The sequence below is a fragment of the Jiella sp. M17.18 genome, from assembly GCF_041027365.1.
In the GTDB taxonomy this organism is placed as follows: Bacteria; Pseudomonadota; Alphaproteobacteria; order Rhizobiales; family Rhizobiaceae; genus VKMB-3413.
This window is the reverse complement of the sequence record NZ_JBFTEH010000008.1, coordinates 211,218-237,356: the sequence shown is the minus strand read 5'-3', so window position 1 is coordinate 237,356 and position 26,139 is coordinate 211,218. Positions and strand designations below refer to the sequence as shown.

General features: G+C 67.7%; 25 protein-coding genes and 1 pseudogene. 9 read left to right on the top strand and 17 right to left on the bottom strand.

Features of this window, described 5'->3' with window-relative positions:
* The coding region (locus tag AB5S17_RS16360) for a transglycosylase domain-containing protein (RefSeq protein ID WP_369241258.1) at positions 1 to 1,119 on the bottom strand (1,119 nt) is incomplete at its 3' end.
* Between the two features lie 241 nt (positions 1,120 to 1,360).
* Positions 1,361 to 2,683 (bottom strand): N-acetylmuramoyl-L-alanine amidase, encoded by a 1,323-nt coding sequence (locus AB5S17_RS16355; protein WP_369241256.1) that lies wholly within the window; start codon positions 2,681 to 2,683, stop codon positions 1,361 to 1,363.
* Between the two features lie 739 nt (positions 2,684 to 3,422).
* On the opposite strand from AB5S17_RS16355, the gene AB5S17_RS16350 reads away from it, so the two are divergent.
* Positions 3,423 to 6,455 carry an Rne/Rng family ribonuclease gene (locus AB5S17_RS16350; protein WP_369241254.1) on the top strand — a complete coding sequence of 1,011 codons (3,033 nt, stop codon included), beginning with the start codon at positions 3,423 to 3,425 and terminating at the stop codon, positions 6,453 to 6,455.
* Positions 6,456 to 6,696: 241 nt separating this feature from the next.
* Here the strand turns inward: AB5S17_RS16350 and AB5S17_RS16345 are convergent, their stop codons facing one another.
* Positions 6,697 to 7,848 carry a pyridoxal phosphate-dependent aminotransferase gene (locus tag AB5S17_RS16345; RefSeq protein WP_369241252.1) on the bottom strand — a complete coding sequence of 384 codons (1,152 nt, stop codon included), beginning with the start codon at positions 7,846 to 7,848 and terminating at the stop codon, positions 6,697 to 6,699.
* A 197-nt stretch (positions 7,849 to 8,045) separates the two neighbouring features.
* Here AB5S17_RS16345 and AB5S17_RS16340 point away from each other — a divergent pair, with 197 nt between their 5' ends.
* The 5 genes from AB5S17_RS16340 to aat all read left to right on the top strand — a co-directional run bounded on the left by AB5S17_RS16340 (position 8,046) and on the right by aat (position 12,967).
* Positions 8,046 to 9,428, top strand: a complete 1,383-nt coding sequence (locus tag AB5S17_RS16340) for a M48 family metalloprotease (protein ID WP_369241250.1) — start codon at positions 8,046 to 8,048, stop codon at positions 9,426 to 9,428.
* 21 nt (positions 9,429 to 9,449) lie between these two features.
* Entirely contained in the window at positions 9,450 to 10,220 is a 771-nt protein-coding gene (locus tag AB5S17_RS16335; RefSeq protein WP_369241248.1) for a DsbA family protein, read from the top strand.
* A gap of 235 nt (positions 10,221 to 10,455) precedes the next feature.
* Entirely contained in the window at positions 10,456 to 10,938 is a 483-nt protein-coding gene (gene accB / locus AB5S17_RS16330) for an acetyl-CoA carboxylase biotin carboxyl carrier protein (protein ID WP_369241246.1), read from the top strand.
* Positions 10,939 to 10,948: 10 nt separating this feature from the next.
* A complete protein-coding gene (gene accC / locus AB5S17_RS16325) occupies positions 10,949 to 12,298 on the top strand; it encodes an acetyl-CoA carboxylase biotin carboxylase subunit (protein ID WP_369241244.1) in 1,350 nt (449 codons plus the stop codon).
* A 3-nt stretch (positions 12,299 to 12,301) separates the two neighbouring features.
* Positions 12,302 to 12,967 (top strand): leucyl/phenylalanyl-tRNA--protein transferase, encoded by a 666-nt coding sequence (aat, locus tag AB5S17_RS16320; protein ID WP_369241242.1) that lies wholly within the window; start codon positions 12,302 to 12,304, stop codon positions 12,965 to 12,967.
* Here the strand turns inward: aat and AB5S17_RS16315 are convergent.
* The 4 genes from AB5S17_RS16315 to gatB form a co-directional block, all read right to left on the bottom strand.
* Complete coding sequence (locus AB5S17_RS16315; RefSeq protein WP_369241240.1) at positions 12,907 to 13,380, bottom strand: DUF2155 domain-containing protein; 474 nt, start codon at positions 13,378 to 13,380, stop codon at positions 12,907 to 12,909. The two genes, aat and AB5S17_RS16315, sit on opposite strands and share 61 nt — an antisense overlap.
* A gap of 145 nt (positions 13,381 to 13,525) precedes the next feature.
* A complete protein-coding gene (locus AB5S17_RS16310) occupies positions 13,526 to 13,909 on the bottom strand; it encodes an NADH:ubiquinone oxidoreductase subunit NDUFA12 (protein WP_369241238.1) in 384 nt (127 codons plus the stop codon).
* Positions 13,910 to 14,014: 105 nt separating this feature from the next.
* Positions 14,015 to 14,524: an N-acetyltransferase family protein gene (locus AB5S17_RS16305; protein ID WP_369241236.1), complete on the bottom strand. Its 510-nt coding sequence runs from the start codon at positions 14,522 to 14,524 to the stop codon at positions 14,015 to 14,017.
* A complete protein-coding gene (gatB, locus tag AB5S17_RS16300; RefSeq protein ID WP_369241234.1) occupies positions 14,521 to 16,020 on the bottom strand; it encodes an Asp-tRNA(Asn)/Glu-tRNA(Gln) amidotransferase subunit GatB in 1,500 nt (499 codons plus the stop codon). The genes AB5S17_RS16305 and gatB overlap by 4 nt, the downstream gene beginning before the upstream one ends.
* A gap of 179 nt (positions 16,021 to 16,199) precedes the next feature.
* Between gatB and AB5S17_RS16295 the strand changes: the two genes are divergently transcribed.
* Positions 16,200 to 16,793 (top strand): Uma2 family endonuclease, encoded by a 594-nt coding sequence (locus AB5S17_RS16295; RefSeq protein WP_369241232.1) that lies wholly within the window; start codon positions 16,200 to 16,202, stop codon positions 16,791 to 16,793.
* Between the two features lie 26 nt (positions 16,794 to 16,819).
* On the opposite strand, the gene AB5S17_RS16290 is transcribed toward AB5S17_RS16295, so the two are convergent.
* Positions 16,820 to 18,232, bottom strand: coding sequence for a PLP-dependent aminotransferase family protein (locus tag AB5S17_RS16290; protein WP_369241230.1), 1,413 nt, complete (start codon positions 18,230 to 18,232; stop codon positions 16,820 to 16,822).
* Positions 18,233 to 18,393: 161 nt separating this feature from the next.
* Between AB5S17_RS16290 and AB5S17_RS16285 the strand changes: the two genes are divergently transcribed.
* The gene (locus tag AB5S17_RS16285) at positions 18,394 to 18,588 is read left to right on the top strand and encodes a DUF1127 domain-containing protein (protein ID WP_369241228.1); all 195 of its coding nucleotides are present in this window, start codon (positions 18,394 to 18,396) and stop codon (positions 18,586 to 18,588) included.
* Between the two features lie 10 nt (positions 18,589 to 18,598).
* Here the strand turns inward: AB5S17_RS16285 and AB5S17_RS16280 are convergent, their stop codons facing one another.
* From AB5S17_RS16280 to AB5S17_RS16255, 6 genes are all read right to left on the bottom strand, one after another.
* Positions 18,599 to 18,853, bottom strand: coding sequence for a hypothetical protein (locus AB5S17_RS16280; protein ID WP_369241226.1), 255 nt, complete (start codon positions 18,851 to 18,853; stop codon positions 18,599 to 18,601).
* A 32-nt stretch (positions 18,854 to 18,885) separates the two neighbouring features.
* Complete coding sequence (locus AB5S17_RS16275) at positions 18,886 to 19,593, bottom strand: lysozyme inhibitor LprI family protein (protein ID WP_369241224.1); 708 nt, start codon at positions 19,591 to 19,593, stop codon at positions 18,886 to 18,888.
* Between the two features lie 73 nt (positions 19,594 to 19,666).
* Positions 19,667 to 21,148 carry an Asp-tRNA(Asn)/Glu-tRNA(Gln) amidotransferase subunit GatA gene (gene gatA / locus AB5S17_RS16270; protein WP_369241222.1) on the bottom strand — a complete coding sequence of 494 codons (1,482 nt, stop codon included), beginning with the start codon at positions 21,146 to 21,148 and terminating at the stop codon, positions 19,667 to 19,669.
* Positions 21,148 to 21,612 carry a GNAT family N-acetyltransferase gene (locus tag AB5S17_RS16265; protein WP_369241220.1) on the bottom strand — a complete coding sequence of 155 codons (465 nt, stop codon included), beginning with the start codon at positions 21,610 to 21,612 and terminating at the stop codon, positions 21,148 to 21,150. The genes gatA and AB5S17_RS16265 overlap by 1 nt, the downstream gene beginning before the upstream one ends.
* A gap of 6 nt (positions 21,613 to 21,618) precedes the next feature.
* A complete protein-coding gene (gene gatC, locus AB5S17_RS16260) occupies positions 21,619 to 21,906 on the bottom strand; it encodes an Asp-tRNA(Asn)/Glu-tRNA(Gln) amidotransferase subunit GatC (RefSeq protein ID WP_369241218.1) in 288 nt (95 codons plus the stop codon).
* A gap of 116 nt (positions 21,907 to 22,022) precedes the next feature.
* Positions 22,023 to 22,724 carry a metal-dependent hydrolase gene (locus AB5S17_RS16255; protein WP_369241216.1) on the bottom strand — a complete coding sequence of 234 codons (702 nt, stop codon included), beginning with the start codon at positions 22,722 to 22,724 and terminating at the stop codon, positions 22,023 to 22,025.
* A gap of 116 nt (positions 22,725 to 22,840) precedes the next feature.
* On the opposite strand from AB5S17_RS16255, the gene ruvX reads away from it, so the two are divergent.
* Entirely contained in the window at positions 22,841 to 23,308 is a 468-nt protein-coding gene (ruvX, locus tag AB5S17_RS16250; RefSeq protein ID WP_369241214.1) for a Holliday junction resolvase RuvX, read from the top strand.
* A gap of 26 nt (positions 23,309 to 23,334) precedes the next feature.
* Here the strand turns inward: ruvX and AB5S17_RS16245 are convergent.
* From AB5S17_RS16245 to AB5S17_RS16235, 3 genes and pseudogenes are all read right to left on the bottom strand, one after another.
* Positions 23,335 to 23,610, bottom strand: a pseudogene (locus AB5S17_RS16245) (DUF6105 family protein); the annotation flags it as partial.
* On the bottom strand, positions 23,610 to 24,182 hold the full coding sequence (locus AB5S17_RS16240; RefSeq protein ID WP_369241212.1) for a hypothetical protein: 573 nt from the start codon (positions 24,180 to 24,182) through the stop codon (positions 23,610 to 23,612). The gene AB5S17_RS16240 and the pseudogene AB5S17_RS16245, both read right to left, overlap by 1 nt.
* Before the next feature lie 197 nt (positions 24,183 to 24,379).
* The gene (locus tag AB5S17_RS16235; RefSeq protein ID WP_369241210.1) at positions 24,380 to 26,113 is read right to left on the bottom strand and encodes an acyl-CoA dehydrogenase family protein; all 1,734 of its coding nucleotides are present in this window, start codon (positions 26,111 to 26,113) and stop codon (positions 24,380 to 24,382) included.
* Positions 26,114 to 26,139: the final 26 nt, after the last annotated feature.

Below are 26,139 nucleotides of genomic sequence, written 5' to 3'. Positions count from 1 at the left end.
CGCGCCGGAGATCTCACGCTTCGGCTGCAGGCCGATGCTGACCCGGTCCTTTTCCGCCGACAGGACGACGGCCAGCCGCCATTCCGGCACGTCGTCGAGTCCGTTCACCTTGCCGAGCTCGGTACCCCAGTCGCTGCCGATGTCGATATGCTTGACCGGCCCGCGATAGCCGTGCGCCTCGTCGAACTTGACGAGGGCGTGCTGCAGGGCGCCGCGCGCCTCCTTCTGCATCGTCGGGTCGAGCGTCGTGCGCACCGTCAGCCCGCCCTCGTAGAGCGTCTTCACGCCATAGCGCTGGATCATCTCGCGCCGAACGTCCTCGGTGAAATACTCGGCCGAGGCGAGGTAGGTGCCGGACGGACGCGGGTTCACCTCGAGCGGCTTCTGCTCGGCGACCTGCGCCTCCGCCTGGGTGATGAAGCCGTTCTGGGCCATCTGGTCGATCACCCAGTTGCGGCGCTGGATCGCCTTGTCGGTGTCGCGGAACGGGTTGTAGTTCTCGGGCGCCTTCGGCAGGGCCGCGAGATAGGCCGCCTGCTCGATCGAAAGCTCGTTCACGGACTTGTCGAAATAGGCGAGCGCCGCGGCGCCGATGCCGTAGGAGCCCATGCCGAGATAGATCTCGTTGAGATAGAGTTCGAGGATCTTGTCCTTCGAATAGGCCTGCTCGATGCGCAGCGAGAGAATCGCCTCCTTGATCTTGCGGTCGAGGGTGCGCTCGTTGGTCAGGAGAAAGTTCTTGGCGACCTGCTGGGTGATCGTCGAGGCGCCCTGCATGTGGCCGCCCCGGGCGAGCACGAGCAGCGCGCGGCCGATGCCCTGGAAGTCGATGCCGGGATGGGAATAGAAGTTCTTGTCCTCGGCGGAGAGGAACGCGTTCTTCACGAGGTTCGGGATCGCCTGGATCGGCAGGAAGAGCCGCCGCTCATGCGCGTATTCGGCCATCATCTCGCCGTCGGAGGCATAGAACCGGGTCGTCACCGGCGGCTCGTAGTCCGCCAGCACCTGATAGTCCGGCAGGCCCTTGGCGGTCTTCTCGACGTACCAGGCGGCGCCGCCCGCCACGAGCACGAAGAGGACCGCCCCGATCCCGAAGAAGTAGCCGAGCAATCTGATCATCGAAACTCCGTCCGGCGGGCACGCCCTGCGCCCTGCCGGTCCCCTCTCCTCCAGCCGGTCTCAGTCCGGCCTTCGGCACCTTGCGGACGGCAGAGCCGCCCGTTCGACCGCGGTCCTGCCGCGGCATTCTCAAGCTTCTGTTCCGCAATTGCGGCAGGGACATGAACCATCCCGCGCGAAACTTGAGCAAAACTTTCACCAGGCAGCACCAAGCCGTGCAAGCGGCGCCTGCAGTCCCGTGTCACTGGCCTGCGGCCGTCAGAGTCGCGCCCTTACCACGGAAGAAGGCGACCACGGCATCGGCGATCGCGCCCCCCATCTTCTTGCGCCAGTCCGAATCCTTCAAGAGCTTTTCGTCGCCGGCATTGGACAGAAAGCCGCATTCCACCAGAACCGACGGCACGTCCGGCGCCTTCAGGACGACAAAGGCGGCCGAACGCTTCGGCCGGTTGATCAGGTCGATCTTGTCGCTCTGCAGGTCGTGCACCAGCGAGGCGGCGAAATGCTCGGAGAAACTGACGGTCTCGCGGCGCGTCAGGTCGAGCAGGATATCGAAGACCTCCGGCTGGCTCTGGTGCCACTCCGGGCCGGCGAAGCGGTCGACGGCGTTTTCCGAGGCGGCGATCTGCCGTGACAGTTCGTCGGACGCCTTGTCCGACAGCGTGTAGACGGTGGCGCCGCGCAGATCCTTGTAGCGGATCGAATCGGCATGGATGGAGATGAACAGGTTGGCGTGCGCCCGCCGGGCGATGGCGGACCGTTCGTCGAGCGGAATGTAGGTGTCGTCGTCGCGGGTGAGGACGACCTTGATTCCGGGATAGGCCGACAGCGCGTCGCGCACCGCCAGCGCCATTGCGAGATTGACGTCCTTCTCGAGCGTGCCGGACGGCGACTTCGCGCCCTCGTCGATCCCCCCATGGCCGGGATCCACCACGATCACCAGCTGCCGCGGCGCCGCGGGCTTTTCCGATACGGCCTGCGCGTCGGCCTTGACGGCGGCAGCGCCTGGGCCCGTCTTCGGCTGCACACCCTTTGCCGCCGGGGCGCCCGCCTTGCGCGCCTCTATCGAGCCCGGCGGGGCGATCGACAGCGCGACGACCTCGCCGCCCGGCGTCTTGTGCTGTTCCAGCCGCGCGGCGCCCGGCGATTTCAGCCGAAAGATCACCCGATAGCGGTTGCTGGACACGAGACCGTGGCGGATGGTCTCGACCAGCGGATTGTCCGACGCCTCGGGAATCGAGACGGCGGGCAGCGTGTCGTCGAAGTCGAGGGCGATCCGCTCGGGATTGTGCAGTTGGAGAAGCCGGACCGGCGCCGCGCCGTTGAGCGTGAAGGAGACGTTCAGGCCCGCCTCGGTCGCGGTCTGGTCGAAGGAGGTGATCACGTGCTCGCCGGCGAAGGCGGCGGGCGGGCGGGCGAGGACGAGCGCCGCCGCGAGGAGGCAGGCGCCAATGGCGGCGCGCGGGGCCAGGCGTCGGATGCGCCGCGTGCCGAGGCGGCCGGCCAGACGGACGAAATCGATGATCGGGGACAACAGCGCCTCGAGGTGGAATCCTTCCGCCACGCGAAATTCTCCAATCGTGACCAGACGATGACCCACGGCCGCACCCTGCCCTCGACAGGTCCAGCCGACGCGCAATCGTCGCAGCGGCGCCACAGCGGCGACTCCGGACGCGGCGCCCGACGTCGGTCGCCGGAGGAGGCGCGGCAGTGCTCCACGTGACGAAGGTGGCGGCAAGCGTTCCAGTAGATTGTGAAGCTTGTCGGGGCCTTGGCATGGTCCGGCGGGGGCGAGGCCGATTGCCGATACTACTCTTGTTTCTTAGCCGGACACGTCATACAAGCGGAATCGAGGTCTAGAGCGACGTGGAGACCGTGTCGTCGCCGAGTCGAGAGCCGTACCGTTCGGATCGCACAGTGCTGGCGAGAGCGGTGGCGGTGCAGCGATACCTGCGACACGAAGGCCCGTCGCCGGACCTCTTGGAAGATTTTCGTCGACGCTGAGGTCCGCTTCAGCCCGATTTTTCCAGCGATGCGGATGCGTGCCGCGCGAGCGGCCAAGGGTCCGTCACGTTCCGTCGGCCGCCCTAGCGGCCATCAGTTGTTGCAGGTCGTGATTTTGCTGTCACTCTCCGCTGTCTGCCCGACATCCTCCCGCCCGATCCTTCGGGCCGTTGATGTGTCGCGGAGCGGCCAAACCGTGACGTCCGACACGACCCATTCGGGCTCGCGCCCCATCACCGACCGCCAGGCCCAGGAAGGCCGCAGACGCGTCGCCCGCGCGAGTGCCGGGGAGTTTCTATATGGCCAACAAAATGCTGATCGACGCGTCCCACCCGGAAGAGACGCGCGTCGTCGTCGTCCGCGGTAGCCGGATCGAAGAATTCGACTTCGAGTCGGAGCACAAGAAGCAGCTCAAGGGAAACATCTACCTGGCCAAGGTGACGCGCGTCGAGCCGTCGCTCCAGGCAGCCTTCGTCGAATATGGCGGCAATCGCCACGGCTTCCTCGCTTTCAGCGAAATCCACCCGGACTACTACCAGATTCCCAAGGCCGACCGCGAAGCCCTGCTCGCCGAAGAACTCGCGCGCGCAGAGGACGAGGACGAGGACGAGCCGCGTCCGAATCGCAGCCAGCGGCCGCGCCGTCCGGCGAAGGCGGCGGAGCGCCGGGAGCGTGACAGCATCTCCGAGGCGGCCGGCGACGACGAGGATGCGTCGGCCGACGCCGGCGCGCAGGATTCGCTTTCGGACGGCGAGACGCCGTCCGCCGAGGCGGCTTCGTCCGAGGATCACGCCCCTGCGAGCGACGGCGGAATCCAGTCCGTCGGCGATGCGTCGACGGGCGCGACGGAGGATCAGCCGCGCGATGCGGTAGAGGCGCGCGGCGTCGGGGCGCCGGACGAGTCGTCGGATTCGGACGATCGGGAGGGCGAGACGTCGCACGATGATTCGGACGACGGCGCCGGCGAGGACAGCGACGACGAACGCGAGGACGAGGGTTCCACCGCGGAGAACGAGCGCGAGGGCAATGGCGAGCGCCGCTCGCGCGGCCGGCGCAACCGCCGGGCCCGGGGGCGTTTGCGCTCCGAAGACGACGATGCCGGCAATGACGAGAACGGCGACGAGTCGGAAGAGATCGACGAGATCGGCTCCGAGGACGCGATGGAGGAGGTTCCGGTCCGCCAGAGCCGCCCGCGCAAGCAGTACAAGATCCAGGAGGTCATCAAGCGCCGCCAGATCATCCTCGTGCAGGTCGTCAAGGAAGAGCGCGGCAACAAGGGCGCGGCGCTGACCACCTACCTGTCGCTCGCCGGCCGCTATTCCGTTCTGATGCCGAACACCGCACGCGGCGGCGGCATTTCCCGCAAGATCACCAGCGCCGCCGACCGCAAGCGCCTGAAGGATGTGGTGCGCGACCTCGAAGTGCCGCGCGGCATGGGCATCATCCTGCGCACGGCCGGTGCGAACCGCACCAAGGCCGAGGTGAAGCGCGACTACGAATATCTGATGCGGCTGTGGGAGACGGTGCGCAACGTCACCCTCTCTTCGATCGCCCCTGCCCTCGTCTACGAGGAAGGCAGCCTGATCAAGCGATCGATCCGCGACCTCTACAACAAGGACATCGACCAGATCCTCGTCGCCGGCGAGAGCGGCTACCGCGAAGCGAAAGACTTCATGCGGATGCTGATGCCGAGCCAGGCGAAGGTCGTGCAGCCCTACCGCGACCCGACGCCGATCTTCGCGCGGCAGGGGATCGAGGGGCAGCTGGACAAGATGCTGCAGCCGCATGTGACGCTGAAGTCTGGCGGCTACATCATCATCAACCAGACCGAGGCGCTGGTCGCGATCGACGTGAACTCCGGCCGTTCGACGCGGGAGCACTCGATCGAGGACACGGCCTTCCAGACCAATCTGGAAGCGGCCGAGGAGGTGGCGCGGCAGTTGCGCCTGCGCGACCTCGCCGGCCTCATCGTCATCGACTTCATCGACATGGAAGAGAAGCGGAACAACCGCGCCGTCGAGAAGAAGATGAAGGACTGCCTGAAGAACGACCGGGCGCGCATCCAGGTCGGCAAGATCTCCCATTTCGGCCTTCTGGAGATGAGCCGCCAGCGCATCCGGGCCAGCGTCCTGGAATCCACCATGCAGACCTGCCCGGTCTGCGAGGGCGCCGGGCACATCCGCTCCTCCTCGTCGCTGGCGCTGCACGTCCTGCGCACCATCGAGGAGCATCTGCAGAAGCACGCCACCCACGACCTCATCGTCAAGGTGCCGACCGCGACCGCGCTCTACGTGCTCAACGAGAAGCGCAAGCGCATCGATGAGCTGGAGCATCATTACGGTCTCCGCATCATCATCGAGGCGGACGAGAGCGCCGGCCACCAGAGCATTTCGATCGAGCGCGGCGCCGAGGCGCTGAAGCCGGTCCTGCCGAACGACGTCGTGCATCTGGAATCGGTCGCAGCGATGGACGAGGCGGACGCCGCCGCCGACGAGGCCGCGGAGGCGATGGCCGAAGCAGGCGTCGCCGTTCCCGCCGAGGACGAGACTCGCGAGGACGACCGGTCCGAAGGCGGCAAGCGCCGCAAGCGGCGCCGGCGCCGGCGGCGCAACGACAATGGCGACGACAGCGACATGGACGCGAACGCTGCGTCCGGCGCGCAGGATGACGACGACGAGGACGACTCGTCCGATGCAGGGTCCGACTCCGAAGAGGAGCGCGGATCGTCCCGCGACGACCAGGACGGGCGCAGCCGCAAGCGCCGGCGTCGCGGGCGGCGCGGCGGCCGCCGGCATCGCGAGAACGACGAGGGTCAGCAGCCTCACGGTGGCGACGAGGACTCAGGGGATGCGGTCGCCGCAGTTGCCGACACGTCGGCCGAGGCGGCCGTGCAGACATTCTCCGGCGAGACGGTGGTCGTGGCCCCATCGCAGACGGATGCGGATGCGGCGTCCTCTGCCCCGGCCGAGGCCGATGCGGCTCCGTCCTTCGAGCCTGCCGCGAGCGCCGATGGTCCGCAGATCGCCGTGACCGGCGAAGAGCCGGCGCCGGAAGCGGTTGCAGTCGCCGCGGCGAGCCCGGTGGCGCAGCAGCCTGCGGAAGCGCTTTCTCCGGCGCTGTCCGAGGACGACGCTCCGCTGGCGGAGGCTTCGTCCTCCTCGGCCGAGCCGGAGGACGCGCCGCAGCCGGCGGCGAACGACGACGTCCCGGCGGAGACACAGCCCGCCGCGCCCAAGGAGCCGGTGGTCACGTCGAACGTCGCCGATGTCGAAGGCGAGTCGGCGGAAAAGCCGCGCCGCACCGGCTGGTGGGCCAGACGGAACTTTTTTTAGCGCGATCCTGCGAAAGATCCGGTGAAGGAGCGGGCGACCGGTGGGCGCCCGTTTTCATGTCAGCAGGGACTTTCTGATGCCGCGGCGCGGCCGGACGGGCTTCGCAGCTGGCGGGGAAATCGCCTCGCGCGGACGCATAAGCCGGATCCCCGGCGCCCGGCCGTGGGCCTGCCAGCGCCGTGATGCGCAAGGGGATGCCGCCGCCCTGACGCGGCGGTCGGGGACGTCGGCCGATCGGGCCTCAGCTGCGCAGCAGCCGCTCCATCCGGTCGAGCGCCTCTTCGAGGGAGGCATGGTCGCAGGCGTAGGACAGGCGCACGAAGCGCTCGCCCCGGAGCAGGTCGAAGTCGGTCCCGGGCGTGATCGCCACGTGGCACGCTTCGAGGATCGCCCGGGAGAACTGCGTCGAGCCGCTCCAGCCCTCCGGTATCCCGGCATAGGCGTAGAAGGCGCCATCGAGCGGCGCGATCTCGCGGAAGCCGAGCGCCGGCAGGCGCCGGTTCAGGAGGTCGCGGTTGCGCACGTAGCCCGCGCGGATCGATTCCAGCTCGTCGGTCGCGTCGAACACCGCCCTCGCCGCCACCTGCGACATTTCCGGCGCCGAGATATAGAGGCTCTGGCCGATCCGCTCGGCGGCACGGACCAGTTCCGGCGGCAGCACCAGCCAGCCGATCCGCCAGCCGGTCATGCAGTAGTATTTCGAGAAGGAGTTCACGACGATCGGATGCTCGGAAAAGCCGAGGGCGGTCGTCTCCCGGCCGTTATAGGTGAGGCCGTGATAGATTTCGTCGGAGACGAAGCGGATGCCATTCCGGTCGGCATAGGATACCAGCCGCCGGAGTTCCTCCGGCGGCGTGACGGTTCCGGTCGGATTGGCGGGGCTGGCGACGAGGACGCCGGCCACGGGCTCCGCCTCGTGCGCCGCGGCAAGATGCCCGGCGGTGAAGACGTAGTCCGTCTCCGGACCGACCGGGATTTCGACCGGGACGAGCCCCAGCGCCTTCAGGATGTTCCGATAGGCGGGATAGCCGGGCGCGGCGATCGCGATCCTGTCGCCGGGATCGAAGGCGGCGAGGAAGGCGAGGTTGAAGCCGGCGGAAGAGCCGGTGGTCACCATGATGCGGGACGGCTCGACCGCCTGCCCGTAACGCGCCTCGTAGTGCTGGGCGATCCGCTCGCGCAGATCGGCGCGGCCGAGCGCATCCGTATAGGCGATGCGACCATGGTCGAGCATGGCGCGAGCCGCGGCGATTGCGGCTTTCGGCGCCGACGCGGCCGGCTGGCCCACCGCCAGCGACAGGACCTTCTCGCCCCGCGCGATCATCCGGTTGGCTTCGGCCAGAACGTCCATGGCGCGGAACGGATCGACCGCCGATCGGCGGGATGGGGTCATTTCGGGCACGCTTCGTCGCTTTCCTGTTGCCTCGCCGCCACGTCAACAATCCGCCGGATTATCGTGTCCAGTGATCGCGATCCCGACGCTTGCGAGGACGATGGTTTTCGGTTCACCTCGAAGACCGGTCCCCTCTTTCGGCGCGGCGGAGGGTGCGCGAAAATCGGACAGGCCCGGCATGGGGAAAAGGACCTAGCATGAAACTCTCGCTTTGCGGCATCGGCACCAGGCTGATCTGCCTCGCGATGGCCGCCACGCTCGCCGTCCTGCCGACGCTCGCGGAGGCGGCTCCCGAATCCAAGCGCAACCTACCGATCGTGCGGGACGCCGAGATCGAGGCGCTGATCGGCGACTACGTGCGCCCGCTCCTGAAGGCTGCCGGCCTGTCGCGCTCCGGCATCGAGGTCGTGCTGGTCAATTCCGATGACTTCAACGCCTTCGTCCTCGGCCGGCGGATCTTCGTCAACACCGGTGCCATCACCATGACGGAGACGCCGAATCAGCTCATCGGCATCCTCGCCCACGAGATCGGGCACCTGGCCGGCAACCATCAGGAGCGCATGCGCGAGCAGATCGAGCATGCGCAGACGATCGCGATCGTCGCCGGGCTGCTCGGGGCCGGCATCGTCGCGGCCGGTGCCGTCTCCGGATCGCGCAATGCCAGCCAGGCCGGCACGGGTCTCCTGGCCGGCAGCGGATCGGCCATCCAGCGCGGCCTCCTCAGCTATCAGCGCGGGGAGGAATCGATCGCGGACCGCGCGGCGATAACCTATCTCGACAAGACCGGCCAGTCCGGCAAGGGTCTGCTTCAGACGTTCGATATCCTCGATCGCCAGAACCTCTTCGCCAATTCCCGCGTCAACACCTACCTGCTGTCGCACCCGATGCCTGAAGATCGCAAGGCGGCGATCCAGGAGGCGGCGCAGCGCAGCCGCTACTATGACCGCACCGATCCGCCCGAACTCGTCGAGCGCCACCAGCTGGCCCGCGCCAAGGTCGCCGCCTACAGCGGCGGCATGACGGCCGTTCGGCGGCTGTTCGCCCGCGACCCACGCAGCCTCGCCGCGCTCTATGGCGACGCGATCGCGACCTATCTCGCCGGCTCGACCAACGGAGCGCTGACGAAGATGAGCGCCCTGATCGCCTCGCGGCCGAAGAACCCGTGGTTCGAGGAAATGCGCGGGCAGATCCTGCTCGATGCCGGCCGCGGCACGGAAGCGGCGGCCGCCTTCAGGAAGGCGGCGCAGCTGGACGGCAGCAGATCCGGGCTGTTGAAGGCGGAGATCGGTCAGGCGCTGGTGACGACGGGCGACCCGAAGGAGATGAGCCGCGCCATCGAGTACATCAAGGCGGGGCTGCAGAGCGATCCCGACAACGCGACGGCCTATCAGTTTCTTGCTATGGCCTACGGGCACACCGGTGATATCGGGCGGGCGGAGCTCGCCACCGCCGACGGCTACTGGCACGCCGGTGCCTTCCGCGAGGCCAAGGTCTTCGCGGCGCGCGCCCAACAGAAGCTGAAGCCCGGCTCGCCGCCCTGGCGCCAGGCCCAGGACATCATCACGATCCCCGCTCACTGACGCATCGAAGGAACCTTTCCCATGACCCGATACGCGATCCTCGCCGCCACCGCAGCAGCGGTCGGGCTCGTCGGTTCGGCCGTGGCCGCCGAACCGGCCAAGCCGGCCTTCGACCAGACGCAGACCAAGGCGGTGGAGCAGATCGTCCACGACTACCTCGTCAAGCATCCCGAGGTGATCATGGAGGCGGTCGAAGCGCTGCAGGCGAAGCAGGCGGACGCGCAGGCCGCGGCGCAGACCGCCGCAGTCAAGGACAATGCGACCGAGATCTTCCAGACGCCGAAGGGCACCGCGCTCGGCAACCCGTCCGGCGACGTCACGATCACCGAGTTCTTCGATTACAACTGCACCTACTGCAAGCATGCGCTGTCCGACATGAGCGCCCTGACCAAGGCGGACCCCCAGGTGCGGTTCGTGCTGAAGGAGATCCCGGTGCTGGGGCCGCAGTCGGTCGAGGCGACGCGCGTCAGCCTGGCCTTCCGGGCGCTGAAGCCGAACCTTTACGGTGCGTTCCACCGCAAGCTTCTCGGCTCGCGGGGCGTTGCCGACGAGAATCGCGCGCTCGCGGTCGCCAAGGATCTCGGCGTCGACGAGGCGGAGCTGCGTCCGCTGATGAAATCGAAGAAGATCGAGGACGAGATCGCCGCGGATTCGAAACTCGCCAGCGCCCTGCAGATCTCCGGCACGCCCACCTACGTCATCGACGACAAGTTGTTCTCGGGCGCGGTCGGGCTGGATAATCTGACGGCCGCGGTTGCGAACGTTCGCAAGTGTGGTAGTGCCAGCTGCTGAGAGAATTCGCGTGAGGAGGCGTCGATCGGCCGATTGACGCTTTCCTCGGCACGGTTCCCGCCCTATAGCCCTTCGCGAACCCGCGGTCACGAGATCGCGATTCGGGATGCGACCCGGGCCCTCCATCTGGCGGCGCTCAGGCAGCGGGACCGAGCGCGATGGGCGCCGATGCCGCGACGCCGTCGATGACCGCTAGCCGAAGCGCGGGACGAAGCCGAGCGGCTCAAGGAAGAGAATGTCAGAAGAAGATCAGACCGTCGATCCGACGTTCGTTCGCGAACTCGCCTCCATCCTGAACGAGACGGACCTCACCGAAATCGAAATCGAGCGCGGCTCGTTGCGGGTTCGGGTGTCTCGGCAGAAGGACATGGCCGGCTACCCGCAGCCGATGACCTACATGCAGGCGCCGCAGCCCTTTCCGGCCCAGCAGCAGCAGGCGGTCTCCGCGCCTGCGGCCCAGCCTGCCGCTCCGAGCGGACCGGAGCCGGGCTCCGTCCCCTCGCCCATGGTCGGCACCGTCTATCTGTCGCCGGCGCCGGGCGCCCGACCCTTCGTCGAAATCGGCCAGCAGGTCGCCGAGGGCGAAACGCTGCTGATCATCGAGGCGATGAAGACCATGAACCAGATCCCCGCACCGCGTGCGGGCAAGGTCGCCAAGATCTGCGTGGAGAACGGCCAGCCGGTGGAATACGGCGAAGCGCTCGTCGTCATCGCGTAAGGGGCCAGCCATGTTCAAGAAGGTTCTGATCGCCAACCGCGGCGAGATCGCCCTGCGAATCCTGCGCGCCTGCAAGGAGCTCGGCATTTCGACGGTCGCGGTGCACTCCACCGCCGACAACGCGGCGATGCACGTGCGCCTCGCCGACGAGAGCGTCTGCATCGGGCCGCCGCCCTCGCGCGACAGCTACCTCAACATCCCGCAGATCGTCGCGGCCTGCGAGGTCTCCGGAGCAGACGCCGTTCACCCCGGCTACGGCTTCCTGTCGGAGAACGCGCGCTTCGCCGACATCCTCGACGCGCATGGCATCACCTTCATCGGCCCGACGGCGGATCATATCCGCATCATGGGCGACAAGATCGAGGCGAAAAAGACCGCCAAGCGCCTCGGCATTCCGGTGGTGCCGGGCTCGGCCGGCGCGGTCACCGAAGACGCCGAGGCGATGAAGATCGCCGAGGAGATCGGATTCCCGGTTCTCGTCAAGGCCTCCGCGGGCGGCGGCGGTCGCGGCATGAAGGTGGCGAAGACCCGCGACGATCTCGTCGTCGCGCTGCAGACCGCGCGCCAGGAGGCGGCTGCCGCCTTCGGCGACGACGCGGTCTATATCGAGAAGTACCTGGAGAAGCCCCGGCACATCGAGGTGCAGGTCTTCGGCGACGGCCAGGGCAACGCCATCCACCTCGGCGAGCGCGACTGCTCGCTGCAGCGCCGCCACCAGAAGGTCTGGGAAGAGGCGAACTCGCCCGCCCTCACCGCGGAGCAGCGGGCGAAGATCGGCGAGATCTGCGCCAATGCGATGTCGGAGCTCGCCTATCGCGGCGCCGGCACGATCGAATTCCTGTACGAGAACGGCGAATTCTACTTCATCGAGATGAACACCCGCCTGCAGGTGGAGCATCCGGTGACCGAGGCGATCACCGGCCTCGACCTCGTGCACGAGCAGATCCGCGTCGCCAGCGGCCAGGGCCTGTCGGTGACGCAGGCCGACGTCCAGTTCTCGGGCCACGCGATCGAATGCCGGATCAACGCCGAGGATCCGCGCACCTTCGCCCCCTCGCCCGGCCAGATCACGCATTACCACACGCCCGGCGGCCTCGGCGTCCGTGTCGATTCCGGCGTCTATCAGGGCTATTCCATCCCGCCCTTCTACGACAGCCTGATCGGCAAGCTGATCGTGCACGGGCGCAACCGCCAGGAATGCATGATGCGGCTGCGTCGGGCGCTGGACGAGATCGTGATCGACGGCGTCAAGACGACCCTGCCGCTGTTCCGCGACCTGGTCGACAATGCCGATGTCGCGAAGGGCGACTACGACATCCACTGGCTCGAGCACTACCTGGCCGGTGAGCCGAAGGCCTGAGCCATGGCCAAGGGTCGCCAGCGCTTCGAGATCACGCCGGCGATCCTCCTGAAGGCCTATGCCTGCGGGATCTTTCCGATGGCCGAATCGGCCGACGATCCGCGCATCTTCTGGGTCGATCCGACCGAGCGCGGCATCCTGCCGCTGGACCAATTCCACCTGCCGAAAAGCCTGAAGAAGACGATCCGCCGCGCGCCGTTCGATATCCACGTCGACACGGCCTTCGCCGCGGTCGTCGACGGTTGCGCGGAGCCCGCGCCGGGCCGGTCGCAGACCTGGATCAACGGCGAGATTCGGACGCTCTATCTCCAGCTCTTTCACGCCGGGCATGCGCATTCGGTCGAAGCGTGGGAGGACGGGCAACTGGTCGGAGGCCTGTACGGCGTGTCGCTGGGCGCCGCCTTCTTCGGCGAGAGCATGTTCTCGCGGCGCACCGACGCCTCGAAGGTGTCACTCGCCTATCTGTGCGAGCGGCTGGTCCGCGGCGGCTACAGGCTCCTCGACACGCAGTTCCTGACCACCCACCTCGCCCGGTTCGGCGCCGTCGAGATCTTCCGGGACGACTATCAGGCGCTGCTCGCCGATGCGGTGGAAGCCGATGCCACCTTCTATCCCTTGGGCGCGGGAACGTCCGATTCGGTCTTACAGCTCTTCAGCCAGACATCGTAGACCGGGTGCTCGACGGCGTTGAGGCCGGGAGAATCGGCGAACATCCAGCCGGAGAAGATCCGCTGGATCTTGCGGTCGAGGGTGATCTCGTCGACCTGCACGAAGGCATCGGTGCGCTCGGGCGATCCCTTGGGGCTGGTCATACAGACCCGCGGCGTCACCCGGAGCGTCCCGAACTGCACGGTCTCGTCGATATAGACGTCGAAGACGGTGATGCGGCCGGTGATCTTGTCGAGCCCGCTGAAGGTAGCGACCGGGTTCTTCACGCGGGCGGCCGGCGCGGGCGGCGGTGCCGGGGGCTGTCCGTCGCTCGGCATGTTCGGCGTGTCCAGGGACTGGGCCGACGCCGGCGCAGCGGCGATCCCCGACGCGATCAATCCGAAGACGAGCACCGAGGCTGGAATCCATTTCATGCGCATCAATCCCGGGATCGCTTCTTCCGAATCACGAAGGCGTGTCGTGTCTCTTCGCCTAGCCCGCGATTAAGGCGCCGGTCGGTCACAACGCCAGGCAGCGGCTCTCGGGACGACAGCGCCGCGGGCCCGGCATTGCGAAGCGTCAGGGCGTCCAGGCGTCGTATTCGCCGGTGACGCGCGGGCGCTCATGCTCGGGCCGCAGCAGCGAGCCCGAGGGGCGATAGGCCTTGGCCGTTCCCGTCAGGTTCGGCTGGAACGGCTTCTCCCAGTCGTGCCGCTTGTAGTTCTCCTGCGAGGGCGGCGTGTCGACGCGGTGATGCATCCAGCCGTGCCAGCCCGTCGGGATGGCGGTCGCCTCGACGACGCCGTTGAAGATCATCCACCGGCGCGTGCCGTCGGCATTGGTGTAGTAGACGTTGCCGAACTCGTCCTCACCGACCTTCTTGCCGAAGCGCCAGGTGTAGAAGCGGGTGCCGATGGTCTGGCCGTTCCACCAGGTGAAGATCTGCAGAAGCCACTGTTTCATGGAAGTCTCGATCCGTACGAATTGCGGCTCGTTATGCTGCGCCGCCGGTAAAATGTCCACCCGCCGGGCCGGCGGCTCCTGTGCCCTCTGCCGTGACCGCCCGCGTCAGTTCGCCCAGTTCAGCCGCTTTTCGTAGACGGTGGCCGGAATGGCGAAACGCTGATCGCCGCCTGCGGCGACCGCCGTGCCGACGGGCCCGAATCCGGCACCGCGGTAGAAGGCGATCGCGGCCTCGTTGGCCTCCTCGACTTCGAGGCGAATGCGTTCGGCGCCGGGGAAGGCGCTCTCGATCTCGCCGAGAAGCTCCGCCCCGATTCCCTGTCGCTGTTGCTCCGGATGCACGTACAGCTGATGCAGGACGACGAGCTTCCGCTCCGCCTCGAAGGCGGCGAAGGCGACGCCGCCCAGCCGCTCGCCATCGTCGGCGACGAGGAACTCCGTGTTCAGCCGCGACACGCGCGGGCGCAGGGCCTCGACCGAGTGCCAGGACCCGGTGATTTCGGACACGCGCTCCGAGCCGAAGATCGGGTCGTAGGTCGCGTGCCAGGTCTCGGCGAGCAGGTCGCTGATCGCCTTCAGGTCCCTGGTGCCGGCCGTGCGGACGAAGAAGGTCATTCCACCCCGAGCTTCTCTTTGACCAGCGCGTTGACCGCCTGCGGATTGGCCTTGCCGCCGGTCGCCTTCATCACTTGGCCGACGAACCAGCCGGCGAGCGAGGGCTTCGCCTTGGCCTGCTCGACCTTCTCCGGATTGGCGGCGATCACCTCGTCCACCGCCTTCTCGATCGCGCCGGTGTCGGTGACCTGCTTCATGCCGCGTTCTTCGACGACGACCTTCGGGTCGCCGCCTTCCGACCAGACGATCTCGAACAGGTCCTTGGCGATCTTGCCGGAGATCGTGCCCTCGCGGATGAGGTCGAGGATCGCGCCCAGCTGGTCGGCCGAGACCGGCGTCACCTCGATGCCCTTGCCGGATTTGTTCAGCGCGCCGAGGAGGTCGTTGATCACCCAGTTCGCTGCCTGCTTCGCATCACGCCCTTTCGCCACATTCTCGAAGAAGTCGGCGATCGCCTTGTCGGAGACGAGGATCGACGCGTCATAGGCCGACAGGCCGGCGTCCTTGATCAGTCGCGCCTTCTTGTCGTCCGGTAGCTCGGGCAGTTCCTTCAGCAGCGCGTCGACATAGGCCTGGTCGAACTCGAGCGGCAGGAGATCCGGGTCGGGGAAGTAGCGGTAGTCGTGCGCGTCTTCCTTGGTGCGCATCGCGCGGGTCTCGCCCTTCACCGGGTCGAACAGCCGCGTCTCCTGATCGATGATGCCGCCGTCCTCGATCACCGCGATCTGGCGCCGCGCCTCCGATTCGATCGCCTGGCCGACGAAGCGGATCGAGTTGACGTTCTTGATCTCGCAGCGCGTGCCGAACGGGCCGCCCGGCCGCCGCACCGAGACGTTGACGTCGGCCCGCATCGAGCCCTCGTCCATGTTGCCGTCGCAGGTGCCGAGATAGCGCAGGATGGTCCGGAGCTTGGTGAGATAGGCCTTGGCCTCGTCCGCCGAGCGCATGTCCGGCTTCGAGACGATCTCCATCAGCGCGACGCCGGACCGGTTGAGGTCGACATAGGACATGGTCGGATGCTGGTCGTGCATCGACTTACCGGCGTCCTGCTCGAGATGCAGGCGCTCGATGCCCACTTCGATATCCTGGAACTCGCCCTTCGAGTCCGGTCCGACGGAGACGATCACGGTCCCCTCGCCGACAATCGGATCCTTGTACTGCGAGATCTGATAGCCCTGCGGCAGGTCGGGATAGAAGTAGTTCTTGCGATCGAAGACCGAGCGGTGGTTGATCTGCGCCTTCAGGCCGAGCCCCGTGCGGATCGCCTGCTTCACGCACTCCTCGTTGATCACCGGCAGCATGCCGGGCATGGCCGCATCGACGAGGCTCACATGCTCGTTCGGCGCGGCGCCGAAGTCGGTGGCGGCGCCGGAAAACAGCTTCGCCTTCGACTTCACCTGCGCATGCACCTCCATGCCGATGATGATCTCCCAGTCGCCGGTCGCGCCGGAGATGAAGGTCTTCGGGTCGGGCGTGCGGGTGTCGACGATGGTCATGGGCGGATCCGGATGCTTCTCGGGTTGCGCGTGTGGATTTTGGCTAGAGCAAAGCCGGCGGGGGTTCAAGCGCGGGCGGGCGCTGGCGGCGCCGTCCGCAGCCGGCCGAGGCCGCGGCTGGATGCTCCCGGAACTGCGACCATGTGGTAGAGTGCGTCAGTTGTTCCAAGGAGCGGCACATGAGCGCCCTCGCCGATACCCGTCAGCCCCTCGACCTGCCGAGCGACCTCAGCGTCGAGGATTTCTTCGACTGGCTGGAGCAGCAGGATCGGCGTTTCGAACTGGTGGAGGGGACGCCGCTGATGCTGCCGAACGTCAGACGATCACATGCCCGCATCGTCAGCAACATCGACCGCATGCTGCAACGGGCCCTCGATCCTGACCGGTTCCTCGTCACGCAGGGCGATTTCGCCATTCGCACCGGCCCGCGCTCGCTCCGCTACGCCGACATCCTGGTCGACGAGGCTTCCGACGATCTGGCTGCGCGCAGTACGGACCGCGCCATTCTCATCGTCGAGGTTCTCTCGGACTCGACAGCCCCGAACGATTTCGGCCCGAAGCGGCTGGAATATCAGAGACTGCCGAAGCTTCAGACTTATCTGATCGTCGATCAGGACAAGCCGTGTGTCTGGGAATGGTCTCGGAGAGGCGAAGGATGGAACGACGCCCCGGCCATCGTATCCAGCGGCGAAGTTCGGGTCGATGCGCTGCAGCTGACCTTGCCGCTCGAGGAAATCTACAGGAACATCCTGATGGTGTCGGGAGACCGCTGAGCCGTTGCCTGCGAGCAGCCTGCACCTCAGGCCACGCTCTCATAGGAAACGCTGCCGCTGTCGAGCAGCCCCTTGAGGATCTGCAGCGCCCCCGCGAGGATGTCCCGGTCGGGGACGACCGAGAGCCCGATCCGCACGCTGTGGGTCATCCGTTCGCTGCGCACCGAGCGGTACTCGTCCTCCCCGTCGATGCGGATCCTGTGGTTGCGGGCGGCGAGCTGGAAGGACGGCGAGGTCCACGGCTCCGGCAGGTTCACCCAGCGGAACGGCATCGCCGCGGCCGGTCCGCTCGTCGTCACCCCGAAGATCGCGTCGAACAGCGCGCTCCGCACTGAAATCTCCGCCTTGACGTCCTGGCGGATCGTATCGGCCTCGCCGGAGAGGACAAGCCGGGCGGCGGTCTCCATGCCGAGGAAGGAGCGGCTCCCGGACAGCATGGAGTGCGCGACATTGGTGCGCACCACCTGGCCGCGCGGACAGGCGACCCAGCCTGCTCGAAGCCCCGCAGCGACGCTCTTCGACAACCCGCCGACGCAGAAGGTGCGCTCCGGCGCCAGCGCCGCGAAGGGTGGCGTCGGGTCTCCGGTCAGCGCACCGTAGACGTGGTCCTCGACGATCGTCAGATTGTGCCGCCGCGCGACAGCGACGATCGCCTCGCGCCGCTGAAGCGACATCTGGCATGCCGTCGGATTGTTCGCCGACGGCATCAGGAAGAGCAGCCGCGGGTGCTGGCGCGCGGCGCAGCGATCCAGCTCGTCGGGCAGCATCCCCTCGCCGTCCATCGGTACCGTCAGCGGCAGCCGGCCGATCATCGACGCCGCGCGCGCCACCGCCGAGTAGGACAATTCCTCCAGCACGATCCGGTCGCCGGGATGCGTGACCGCCCCGAGGATCGCCTGGATGCCGGCATCGACGCCGGTGGTCGGAACCACGTCCTCCGACCGCGGGCGCCAGCCACCGGCCGAGAGCCACGTCGCGCCCGCCTCTCGGACATGCTCCGGCACGTCGCGGACATAGTCGATGACCCGCTGCGGCTCGTCCGCGACGACGCCGGCGATGACGGCCGCGATCGCGCCGGCCTGGCCGACATCCGGCGCCGACGTCGAATCGAGCCGCAGGAAGGGCTCCTCTGCCTGCCTCCCCGGTAGCTTCTCCGGTGCGCGCCCGCGTATCGGCATGTCGCGCAGAGCCGCAGCACCATCGCGGACATAGGTGCCGCGACCGACCTCGCCGGCGGTGAGGCCCCGCTCGCGCGCGACCTGGTAGGCGCGGCTTATCGTGCCGAGCGTGACGCCGAGATCGTAGGCAATGTCGCGCTGCGGCGGCAGCTTGTCCCCCGGTTTCAGCACGCCTTCGACGATCGCGCGTTCGATCGCGTCGGCGAGGCGGAGGTAGAAGGGCGCGTCGCCGTTCTCCGGAACGTCGAACCTGATTGTCACCCTGACACCTCTCTTTGTCTCCATGACGTCTTTTGGATTGTACCCACCCGATCCGGCGATACAAGAGCACGCAGACAAATTGTTCTGGTAAAGAGAGGATTGTTCCTATGACATTCGGATCCCCGAGACCCGGCGCAGCATCCGAGCGTCCGGATGATGTCGTGGATGTGCTGGCGCGGTTCCTCGGCCAGACGCTGGCGCGCGCCGTTGCGCGGCTCCTCTGGCTCGACCGGCGCTACCGGGCCCGGCTGGAGCTCCTGGAGCTCAGCGACACGCAGCTGCGCGACGTCGGCATCACGCGGGATCAGGCGCTGCGGGAGGCGGAGCGGCTCGGCTGGCGCGGCGACTGGACCTGACCCGGACGCCTCAGCCGCGCGTCATGGGCGACCGCGACAGTTCCCGCATGATCGCGGCGCGTTCGTCGTCGAGATCGTCCGACGGCATGCTACGGCCGGCGCGCCGGTACCAGTAGGCGGCGTTGCCGAGATCGCCTTCGATGCGGTGCAGATGCGCGTGGATCCAGGCGGCTTCCTCCGAAGGATCGTCCTGGACGATCGCATGTGCGCCGTCCCAGTCGCCGGCGGCGAGCCGGTCCAGCGCCCGGCTCAGATCGCCTTCCATGGCTCGCCTCCCTTGCCCGCCATGCTCCGGCCTCAGGCGCCCCCGCACATGTGCTGGGAGTCCGGCAGGATCCAGCTGTCGCCGGTCCGCTTGTTGGTGCCGATGTAGAAGCGGCCGCGATCGTCGCCCGGCGGGCAGTCGTGGGGGACCGAGACGAGGCACATGACCACCGGGTCCCCCGGCTTCGAGTGGATCAGCGCAGGAATCCGGTCGTAGGACACGCCATAGCCGCCGTTCTTGTACTCGACGCCGGTGCCGGAATCGTAGTCCTCGTCCTTGATCGGCCCGCCGTCGCCGAGGCGGGGATGGACCGCGTCGATCTCCGTCGCCACACACTGCCCGATCTTCTGCGGCAGCTTTCCGGTCGCGCGGGCGTCGCCGCCGGCGATCGTCATCGCCGTCACGCCGGCGGGACGGCCGACGGGCGCACCCAGCGCCTTGTACTGGTCGAGAACCGCGAGATAGGTCGACAGGATGCAGGCCTTGTCCGAGCCGCAGGAGGCGCGGTCGGCGAGGAAGCTCCGAGAAATGTCCTTCACCGCGCTGGCGAGATCGCTCTTCTTCTTCAGAGCGGTGTAGTCCTTGCCGAGGCGGCTATCGAGATCGGACAACAGGAGATCGCCGCAGACCGCCTTCTCGTCGGGCGTTGCGGCCTTGGCGCAGTTGAAGCTCGCGGCATGGGCGCTGCCGGCAACGACGAGGCCGGCGGCAAAAAGCGACACCTGAACCAATGAGCGCATGCAACGACTCTACCCTCGCCCGGCTCTGCCGGCCAGGCGGGGATCATAGCCGCATACGGATCGTAAGCCGAGTCTACCACCACTTCTTCGGCGTGAACCGGCCCGCGGCCTTCTCCAGCACCGAACCGAGGGCGAACAGCGTCTCCTCGTCGAACGGGCGGCCGATCAGCTGCAGGCCGAGCGGCAGCCCGCCGCCGTCGAGACCCGCGGGCACGGCGATGCCCGGAAGCCCCGCCATGTTCACCGTCACCGTGAAGATGTCGTTGAGATACATCTTCACCGGATCGGCGGCCATGTCCTGGTCGCCGATGCCGAAGGCGGCCGACGGCGTCGCCGGCGTCAGCAGCGCGTCGATGCCGTCGGCATAGACCGTCTCGAAGTCGCGCTTGATCAGCGTGCGGACCTTCTGCGCCTGCAGGTAATAGGCGTCGTAGTAGCCGGCCGACAGCACATAGGTGCCGATCATGATGCGGCGCTTGACCTCGCGGCCAAAGCCCTCGGCGCGGGTCTTCTCGTACATGTCGGCAATGTCCTTGCCGGGCACGCGCAGGCCGTAGCGCACGCCGTCGTAGCGCGCGAGATTGGACGAAGCCTCTGCGGGCGCGACGATGTAATAGGCCGGCAGGGCATATTTCGTATGCGGCAGCGAGACGTCGACGATCTCGGCGCCCGCCTCCTTCAGCCAGGCGATGCCCTTCTGCCAGAGCGTCTCGATCTCGCTCGGCATCCCGTCCATGCGGTACTCCTTCGGAATCCCGATGCGGAGGCCCTTCACCGAGCGGCCGACCGCCGCCTCGTAGTCCGGCACGTCGCGGTCGACCGAGGTCGTGTCCTTCGGATCGACCGAGGCCATCGACTTCAGGAGGATCGCCGCGTCGCGAACGTCGCGGGCGATCGGACCGGCCTGGTCGAGCGAGGAGGCGAAGGCGGCGATGCCCCAGCGCGAGCAGCGCCCGTAGGTCGGCTTGATGCCGACGGTTCCGGTGAGGGCCGCCGGCTGGCGGATCGAGCCGCCGGTATCGGTCGCCGTCGCGCCGGCACACAGGTGCGCCGCGACCGAGGCGGCCGAGCCGCCGGACGAGCCGCCCGGCACGAGGTCCATGTTGGAGCCGTCGCGGCGCCAGGGGTTCTTCACCGGCCCGTAATAGGACGTCTCGTTCGACGAGCCCATGGCGAACTCGTCCATGTTGAGCTTGCCGAGCATGACCGCGCCGTCGGCCCACAGATTGGCCGTGACGGTCGATTCGTAGCGCGGCTTGAAGCCGTCGAGGATGTGGGACGCCGCCTGGGTGTGGACGCCCTCGGTCGCGAACAGGTCCTTGATGCCGAGCGGGATGCCTTCCAGCGCCCCGACCTCGCCTTTCGCGCGGCGCGCGTCGGAAGCCTTCGCCATCTCCCGCGCCCTGTCGTGCGTGACGGCGACATAGGCGTTCAGCGTCTCGTTGGCCGCGTCGATCGCCCCGAGATAGGCGTCCGTCAGTTCGACCGCGCTCGTCTCTTTCGTCGCGAGCTTTTCGCGGGCCTCGGCGATGGTGAGGGCGGTAAGGTCGCTCATCAGGACAGAGTCTTCTCGTAAAAGCGGTTGTAGTCTGAGGCGGGATAGTCGAGCACGGCGCCGCAGGGGGTAAAGCCGGATGTCTCGTAGAGGCTCCAGGCCGGCTCGAAGCCTTCGGTCGATCCGGTTTCCAGCACCAGGCGGGAAAGGCCGGCCTCGCGCGCCTTCGTCTCGATGGCGGTGAGGATCAGCCGGCCGAGCCCGCTGCCGCGCACCGCCGGCTCGGTGAACATGCGTTTGACCTCGCCGACGCCGCCGGGATGGGCCTTCAAGGCGCCCATGCCGACCGCCGTTCCGGCGCCGTCACGCACGACGAAGACGGTGGTGTCGGCTCCGGCCATCTGCTCGGCGGTCATCTGGAACTGGAATTCCGGCGGCGACAGCGGCGTCAGATGCGCGTTGAGGCGCGCCACCAGGGCCCGGACTTCATCCGACAGGGGCGTCTCGACGGCGATCGCTGGCATGGCCGCTTACTCCACCACCTTCGGCACGGCGAAGAAATGATCCTCCGCGGCGGGCGCGTTGGCGACGATGTCGTCGGCCTTCTCGCCGTCGGTGACGACGTCGGCGCGCTTCTTCATCGCCATGGGCGTCACCGACGTCATCGGCTCGACGCCGGAGACGTCCACCTCGGAGAGCTGCTCGACGAAGCCGAGGATGGCATTGAGCTCGCCTTCCATCGCGGCGACGTCGGCGTCGCTGACGGCGATCCGGGCAAGCTTGGCGACGCGGCGGACGGTGGTGGCATCGACGGACATCGACGGTTCCGTTTCTCTGTCTCGGGGTTCGGCCGTGCTATAACGAGGCGGCCGGCGTCAGGCAACGCCGGCCGCACCCCCTGTTCGCACGTGCCGGCCGCAGGAGCGGCGCAGCGTCAGACCTCGAAGGCCTCGCCGACGGTCGGGTTGAACACCTTGCCGGAGTCGCCCTCCATCGCCTGCGAGAACTTGTCGGGCGTCTGATCGAGGATCGGCAGCGTGCCCCAGTGGATCGGGATGATGCGGTCGAAGTTGAAATAGCGCCGGCAGGCAAGCGCGGCGACGGCGGCGCCCATGGTCAACCGGTCGCCGACCGGCACCATCGCGATCTTCGGCTGGTGCAGTTCCTCGATCAGCGCCATGTCGCCGAAGATGTCGGTGTCGCCCATGTGGTAGACGGTGGGGCCGTCATTGCAGTGGAAGACGAGGCCGTTCGGCATGCCGAGATAGGTGACGGTGCCATCCTCCTCGACCGTGCCGGAGGAATGGAACGCCTGCGTCAGCGTCACCGAGAAATCGTCGAAGGAGATCGTGCCGCCGGTATTGCCGGGCTCGATGGTCTCGACGCCCTTCTTCGACAGCCACTGGACGAGCTCGAACGTGCCGATGACCTTCGCGCCGGTGCGCTTGGCGATGTCGACCGTGTCGCCGACATGGTCGAAATGGCCGTGGCTGAGCGCGATATGGGTCACGCCCGCGGTCGCCGCCGCGACGTCGCCCTTGAAGTGCGGGTTGCCCGACAGGAACGGGTCGATCAGGATGACCGAGGAACCGGTCTCGATGCGGAAGGCGGAATGTCCGAAATAGGTGATCTTCATGGGGCAACTCCTTGCGGGTATCGGGGCGAGTGTCGGGTCGGCGATTGCGCGGGGGAGCTGCGCAGCGCCTTCGGCCCGGTAAGTGCGCGGGATCGCCGGCCGGTCAAGGCGGCACGATGAGCGTTCTCGACATCGACCAATTTGCCGCGGCGGTACCTGAGGGCTCGGTCATCGCCGGCCTGGATCTCGGCACCAAGACGATCGGCCTCGCCGTCTCCGACCTCGGCCAGCGCTTCGCCACGCCCCGCAGCGTGATCCGCCGCGTCAAGTTCACGATCGACGCGGGCGTGTTGCGGAAAGCGCTCGATGCCGACCGCGTGGCCGCGATCGTCATCGGCCTGCCGCTGAACATGGACGGCTCGTCCGGCCCGCGGGCGCAGGCGACCCGCGCCTTCATCCGCAACTACGGGCCGCTCGACCAGCGGCCGGTTCTGTTCTGGGACGAACGGCTGTCGACGGTCGCGGCCGAGCGGGGCCTGCTGGAAGCCGACGTCTCCCGCAAGAAGCGCGCCGAGCGCATCGATTCGGCTGCGGCCGCCTTCATCCTGCAGGGCGCGCTCGACCGGCTGGCCTTGCTGCGCTGACGGGCAAAGCCGCTATTGCGGGCCGACAGCCTTCGTCCGCAGCCCCGCCACCAGGCGGCGATGGCATGGCGGCGCCGAACGGCGATGAAGGAGAACAGGATGGCGCTGTCGAGCTTGATCGCGTCTGCGATCATGCCGGGGATCGCGTCCGGATCGACATGCAGGATCGCGCCGTAGATCAGGTAGACCCGGTCGTGCAGTTCCCGCGAGAAGATGACGCCGCCGACATCGGCGAGCGAGAGATAGTGCCAGCTCCAGAAGACCACGATCGGCGCGAGCCACAGGGTCAGAAGCGTCCGCATCAGCGGAAGTCCTTCTCGTCCCGGTGCTGGGCGACCCGGTGGGGCGCGGAACCCCTTCGCCGGGCGATCGCGTCCTCCTCCGCCTCCCGAATCGCGCGCAGGACCGCCCGGAAAGACGCCTCGTCCTCCGGATCGTCCTCGTCCGACATCAGGTGATCGAAGAGCAGCGCCCCGAAGCTGACCGCTATCCACAGCGTAAAGCTCGCCCCGTCGCCGAAGAAGGCGGCGATCGGCGAGCCCGCGAGCGAGGCGGCGGCGAAGAAGGCGAAGAGCGCGCTGAGCGCGGCCGCGGCGTAGGGCTCTCCGGCCCGCGCCCGTCCCGGCGGCTGCGCCTGGATCTTCACGATGGCCTGGCCGAGTGCGATCGCGAGCGCTGCGAGAATGGCGGCGAAGGCGATCGCCTGCGGGCGGTCGAGACCGATCGCCGGCATCTGCAGCCGGTCGAGCAGATGACCGGCCCCCTGCCCCAGAAGCTCCGTCGTCAGGCCGCCCTCATGCAGCAGCCTCAAACTGCCGAAGCCGCAGAACCCGGCCCAGATGCCGAGTGCAACCGTCGTCGCCAGCCGGTTCATCCGCGTCTCCCGCCCAAAATGGTTACCAATCCGTTAACGCCAGTCTCCGGCGTTCGTTCGGCACCTGCAAACGAATCCCTCCCGCGTGGTTAATGCCGCAGCGCCGGCAGGGACTTCGACGGTCGGGGCTTCGACGGCGGGTCGAAGCGGAGGGCGCCAGCGCCAGGTTCTTTGGGATTCGGTGGCGAGCGGGCGCCTCAGCGCAGCGGCGGGTAAAGGTCGTCGACAATGCCCCGGCAGTCGTGCCTGAGGTCCATCATCCCATAGGTGTGGCGGAAGACGCCGCCGAGCCGGGTCTCGGCGAAGGCGGCGGCGATCCGGGAGAGCCCGTGCCGCTTCAAGGATGCAGCGGTTGCGGCGAGCGCCATCTGCTCGGCGAGGAGCCGGCACGCGCCCTCGTCCGACAACGCCATGGCGACGGCGGCCCGCAGGACGCCGGGCGTACCGCCGGCGAGGTCGCCGAGGTCGCGCTCGATCGCGGCAATCACCGTCTCGACCGCGTCCGGGTCGCGCCTGAGGATGCGGGCGAGGTCGAGCGCCATGACGTTGCCCGAGCCCTCCCAGATGGCATTGACGGGCGCCTCGCGATAGGCCCGCGCGAGCCGTCCCTCCTCGACGTAACCGTTGCCGCCGAGGCACTCCATCGCCTCATAGGTCAGCGCCGGCGCCAGCTTGCACACCCAGTACTTCGTCACCGGCGTCATGACCCGCGCCCAGGCCGCCTGCTCGGCATCGCCCGCCTCGGCGTCCGTGCTCCCGTTCTTCGGTGCGGTTCCGGCCCGCTTGTCGAAGCTCTCGGCCAGGCGGAAGGCGAGAACGCTGGCGCCGGCGACGTCCAGCGCCATGTCGGCGAGAACCCGCTCCATCTGCGGCTGCTCGATCAGGAACTTGCCGAACACCCGGCGCTCGCGGCAGTGATGCACGGCCTCGGACAGTGCTCCGCGCATCAGCCCGGCGGAGGCGAGCGCGCAGTCGAGCCGGGTCAGCGTCACCATCTCGATGATCGTCTGGATGCCGCGGCCGGGTTCGCCGACCAGCACCGCCTCGGCTTCGAGAAACTCCACCTCCGAAGAGGCATTGGAGCGGTTGCCGAGCTTGTCCTTGAGGCGCTGGACGTGGATGCCGTTCATCGAGCCGTCGTCGCGGCGCCGCGGCATCAGGAAGCAGGTCGGCCCCTCGTCCAGCGTGGCGAGCACCAGGAAGGCGTCCGACATCGGCGCGGACATGAACCACTTGTGCCCGGTGATGCGGTAACGCCCGTCGTCCGACGCCGCGGCACGCGTGGTGTTGGCCCGCACGTCCGTGCCGCCCTGCTTCTCGGTCATGCCCATGCCGAGCGTGACGCCGGCCTTGCGGAAATACGGCTTCACGCCGGGATCGTACTGCCGCGTCGCGATCAACGGCAACCAGGCCTCCTTCACCTCCGGCGAAGCGGCGAGCGCGGCGACCGACGCGCTGGTCATGGTGATCGGGCACAAATGCCCGCATTCCAGCCCCGCCGTCATGTAGAAGCGCGCGGCCCGCGCCCGATGGCGCCGGCCCGCCTCCTCCTCGGGACCGGACCAGATCGAGGCGTGCAGGCCGTCGGCGACAGCCCGGCGCATCAGCGCGTGATAGGCAGGATGGTAGTCGACCATCTCCAGCCGCCGGCCCTTTTCGTCGAATCGGCGAAGCTTCGGCAGCTCGGTGTTGGCGAGGCGCGCGAGATCGTGCGCCTCGTAGGAGCCGCAGAACCGCCCATGCTTTTCGAGGCCGGCGATCGTCTCTTCGGCGAGGTCGGCAGTGAGGACGCGCAGGAGCGGATCGCAGCGATAGGCGTTGAAGCCCGGATAGTCCGACGACTGGTTGAAGACGCTGTGGGTCTCGAACTCGGTTTCCGCCACTGGTCTCTCCGATCCGCGTGTTCCGGGCTGCGACGATCCTTGCCGCATTCGCACCGATTGCCTATAGGCGTCGT

Coding starts and splice junctions, on each gene's coding strand:
- AB5S17_RS16350 (WP_369241254.1), top strand. CDS start 3,423: ATGGCCAACAAAATGCTGATCGACGCGTCCCACCCGGAAGAGACGCGC.
- AB5S17_RS16345 (WP_369241252.1), bottom strand. CDS start 7,848: ATGACCCCATCCCGCCGATCGGCGGTCGATCCGTTCCGCGCCATGGAC.
- AB5S17_RS16340 (WP_369241250.1), top strand. CDS start 8,046: ATGAAACTCTCGCTTTGCGGCATCGGCACCAGGCTGATCTGCCTCGCG.
- AB5S17_RS16335 (WP_369241248.1), top strand. CDS start 9,450: ATGACCCGATACGCGATCCTCGCCGCCACCGCAGCAGCGGTCGGGCTC.
- accB (WP_369241246.1), top strand. CDS start 10,456: ATGTCAGAAGAAGATCAGACCGTCGATCCGACGTTCGTTCGCGAACTC.
- accC (WP_369241244.1), top strand. CDS start 10,949: ATGTTCAAGAAGGTTCTGATCGCCAACCGCGGCGAGATCGCCCTGCGA.
- aat (WP_369241242.1), top strand. CDS start 12,302: ATGGCCAAGGGTCGCCAGCGCTTCGAGATCACGCCGGCGATCCTCCTG.
- AB5S17_RS16315 (WP_369241240.1), bottom strand. CDS start 13,380: ATGAAATGGATTCCAGCCTCGGTGCTCGTCTTCGGATTGATCGCGTCG.
- AB5S17_RS16310 (WP_369241238.1), bottom strand. CDS start 13,909: ATGAAACAGTGGCTTCTGCAGATCTTCACCTGGTGGAACGGCCAGACC.
- AB5S17_RS16305 (WP_369241236.1), bottom strand. CDS start 14,524: ATGACCTTCTTCGTCCGCACGGCCGGCACCAGGGACCTGAAGGCGATC.
- gatB (WP_369241234.1), bottom strand. CDS start 16,020: ATGACCATCGTCGACACCCGCACGCCCGACCCGAAGACCTTCATCTCC.
- AB5S17_RS16295 (WP_369241232.1), top strand. CDS start 16,200: ATGAGCGCCCTCGCCGATACCCGTCAGCCCCTCGACCTGCCGAGCGAC.
- AB5S17_RS16280 (WP_369241226.1), bottom strand. CDS start 18,853: ATGGAAGGCGATCTGAGCCGGGCGCTGGACCGGCTCGCCGCCGGCGAC.
- AB5S17_RS16275 (WP_369241224.1), bottom strand. CDS start 19,593: ATGCGCTCATTGGTTCAGGTGTCGCTTTTTGCCGCCGGCCTCGTCGTT.
- gatA (WP_369241222.1), bottom strand. CDS start 21,148: ATGAGCGACCTTACCGCCCTCACCATCGCCGAGGCCCGCGAAAAGCTC.
- AB5S17_RS16265 (WP_369241220.1), bottom strand. CDS start 21,612: ATGCCAGCGATCGCCGTCGAGACGCCCCTGTCGGATGAAGTCCGGGCC.
- gatC (WP_369241218.1), bottom strand. CDS start 21,906: ATGTCCGTCGATGCCACCACCGTCCGCCGCGTCGCCAAGCTTGCCCGG.
- AB5S17_RS16255 (WP_369241216.1), bottom strand. CDS start 22,724: ATGAAGATCACCTATTTCGGACATTCCGCCTTCCGCATCGAGACCGGT.
- ruvX (WP_369241214.1), top strand. CDS start 22,841: ATGAGCGTTCTCGACATCGACCAATTTGCCGCGGCGGTACCTGAGGGC.
- AB5S17_RS16240 (WP_369241212.1), bottom strand. CDS start 24,182: ATGAACCGGCTGGCGACGACGGTTGCACTCGGCATCTGGGCCGGGTTC.
- AB5S17_RS16235 (WP_369241210.1), bottom strand. CDS start 26,113: ATGCGGCAAGGATCGTCGCAGCCCGGAACACGCGGATCGGAGAGACCA.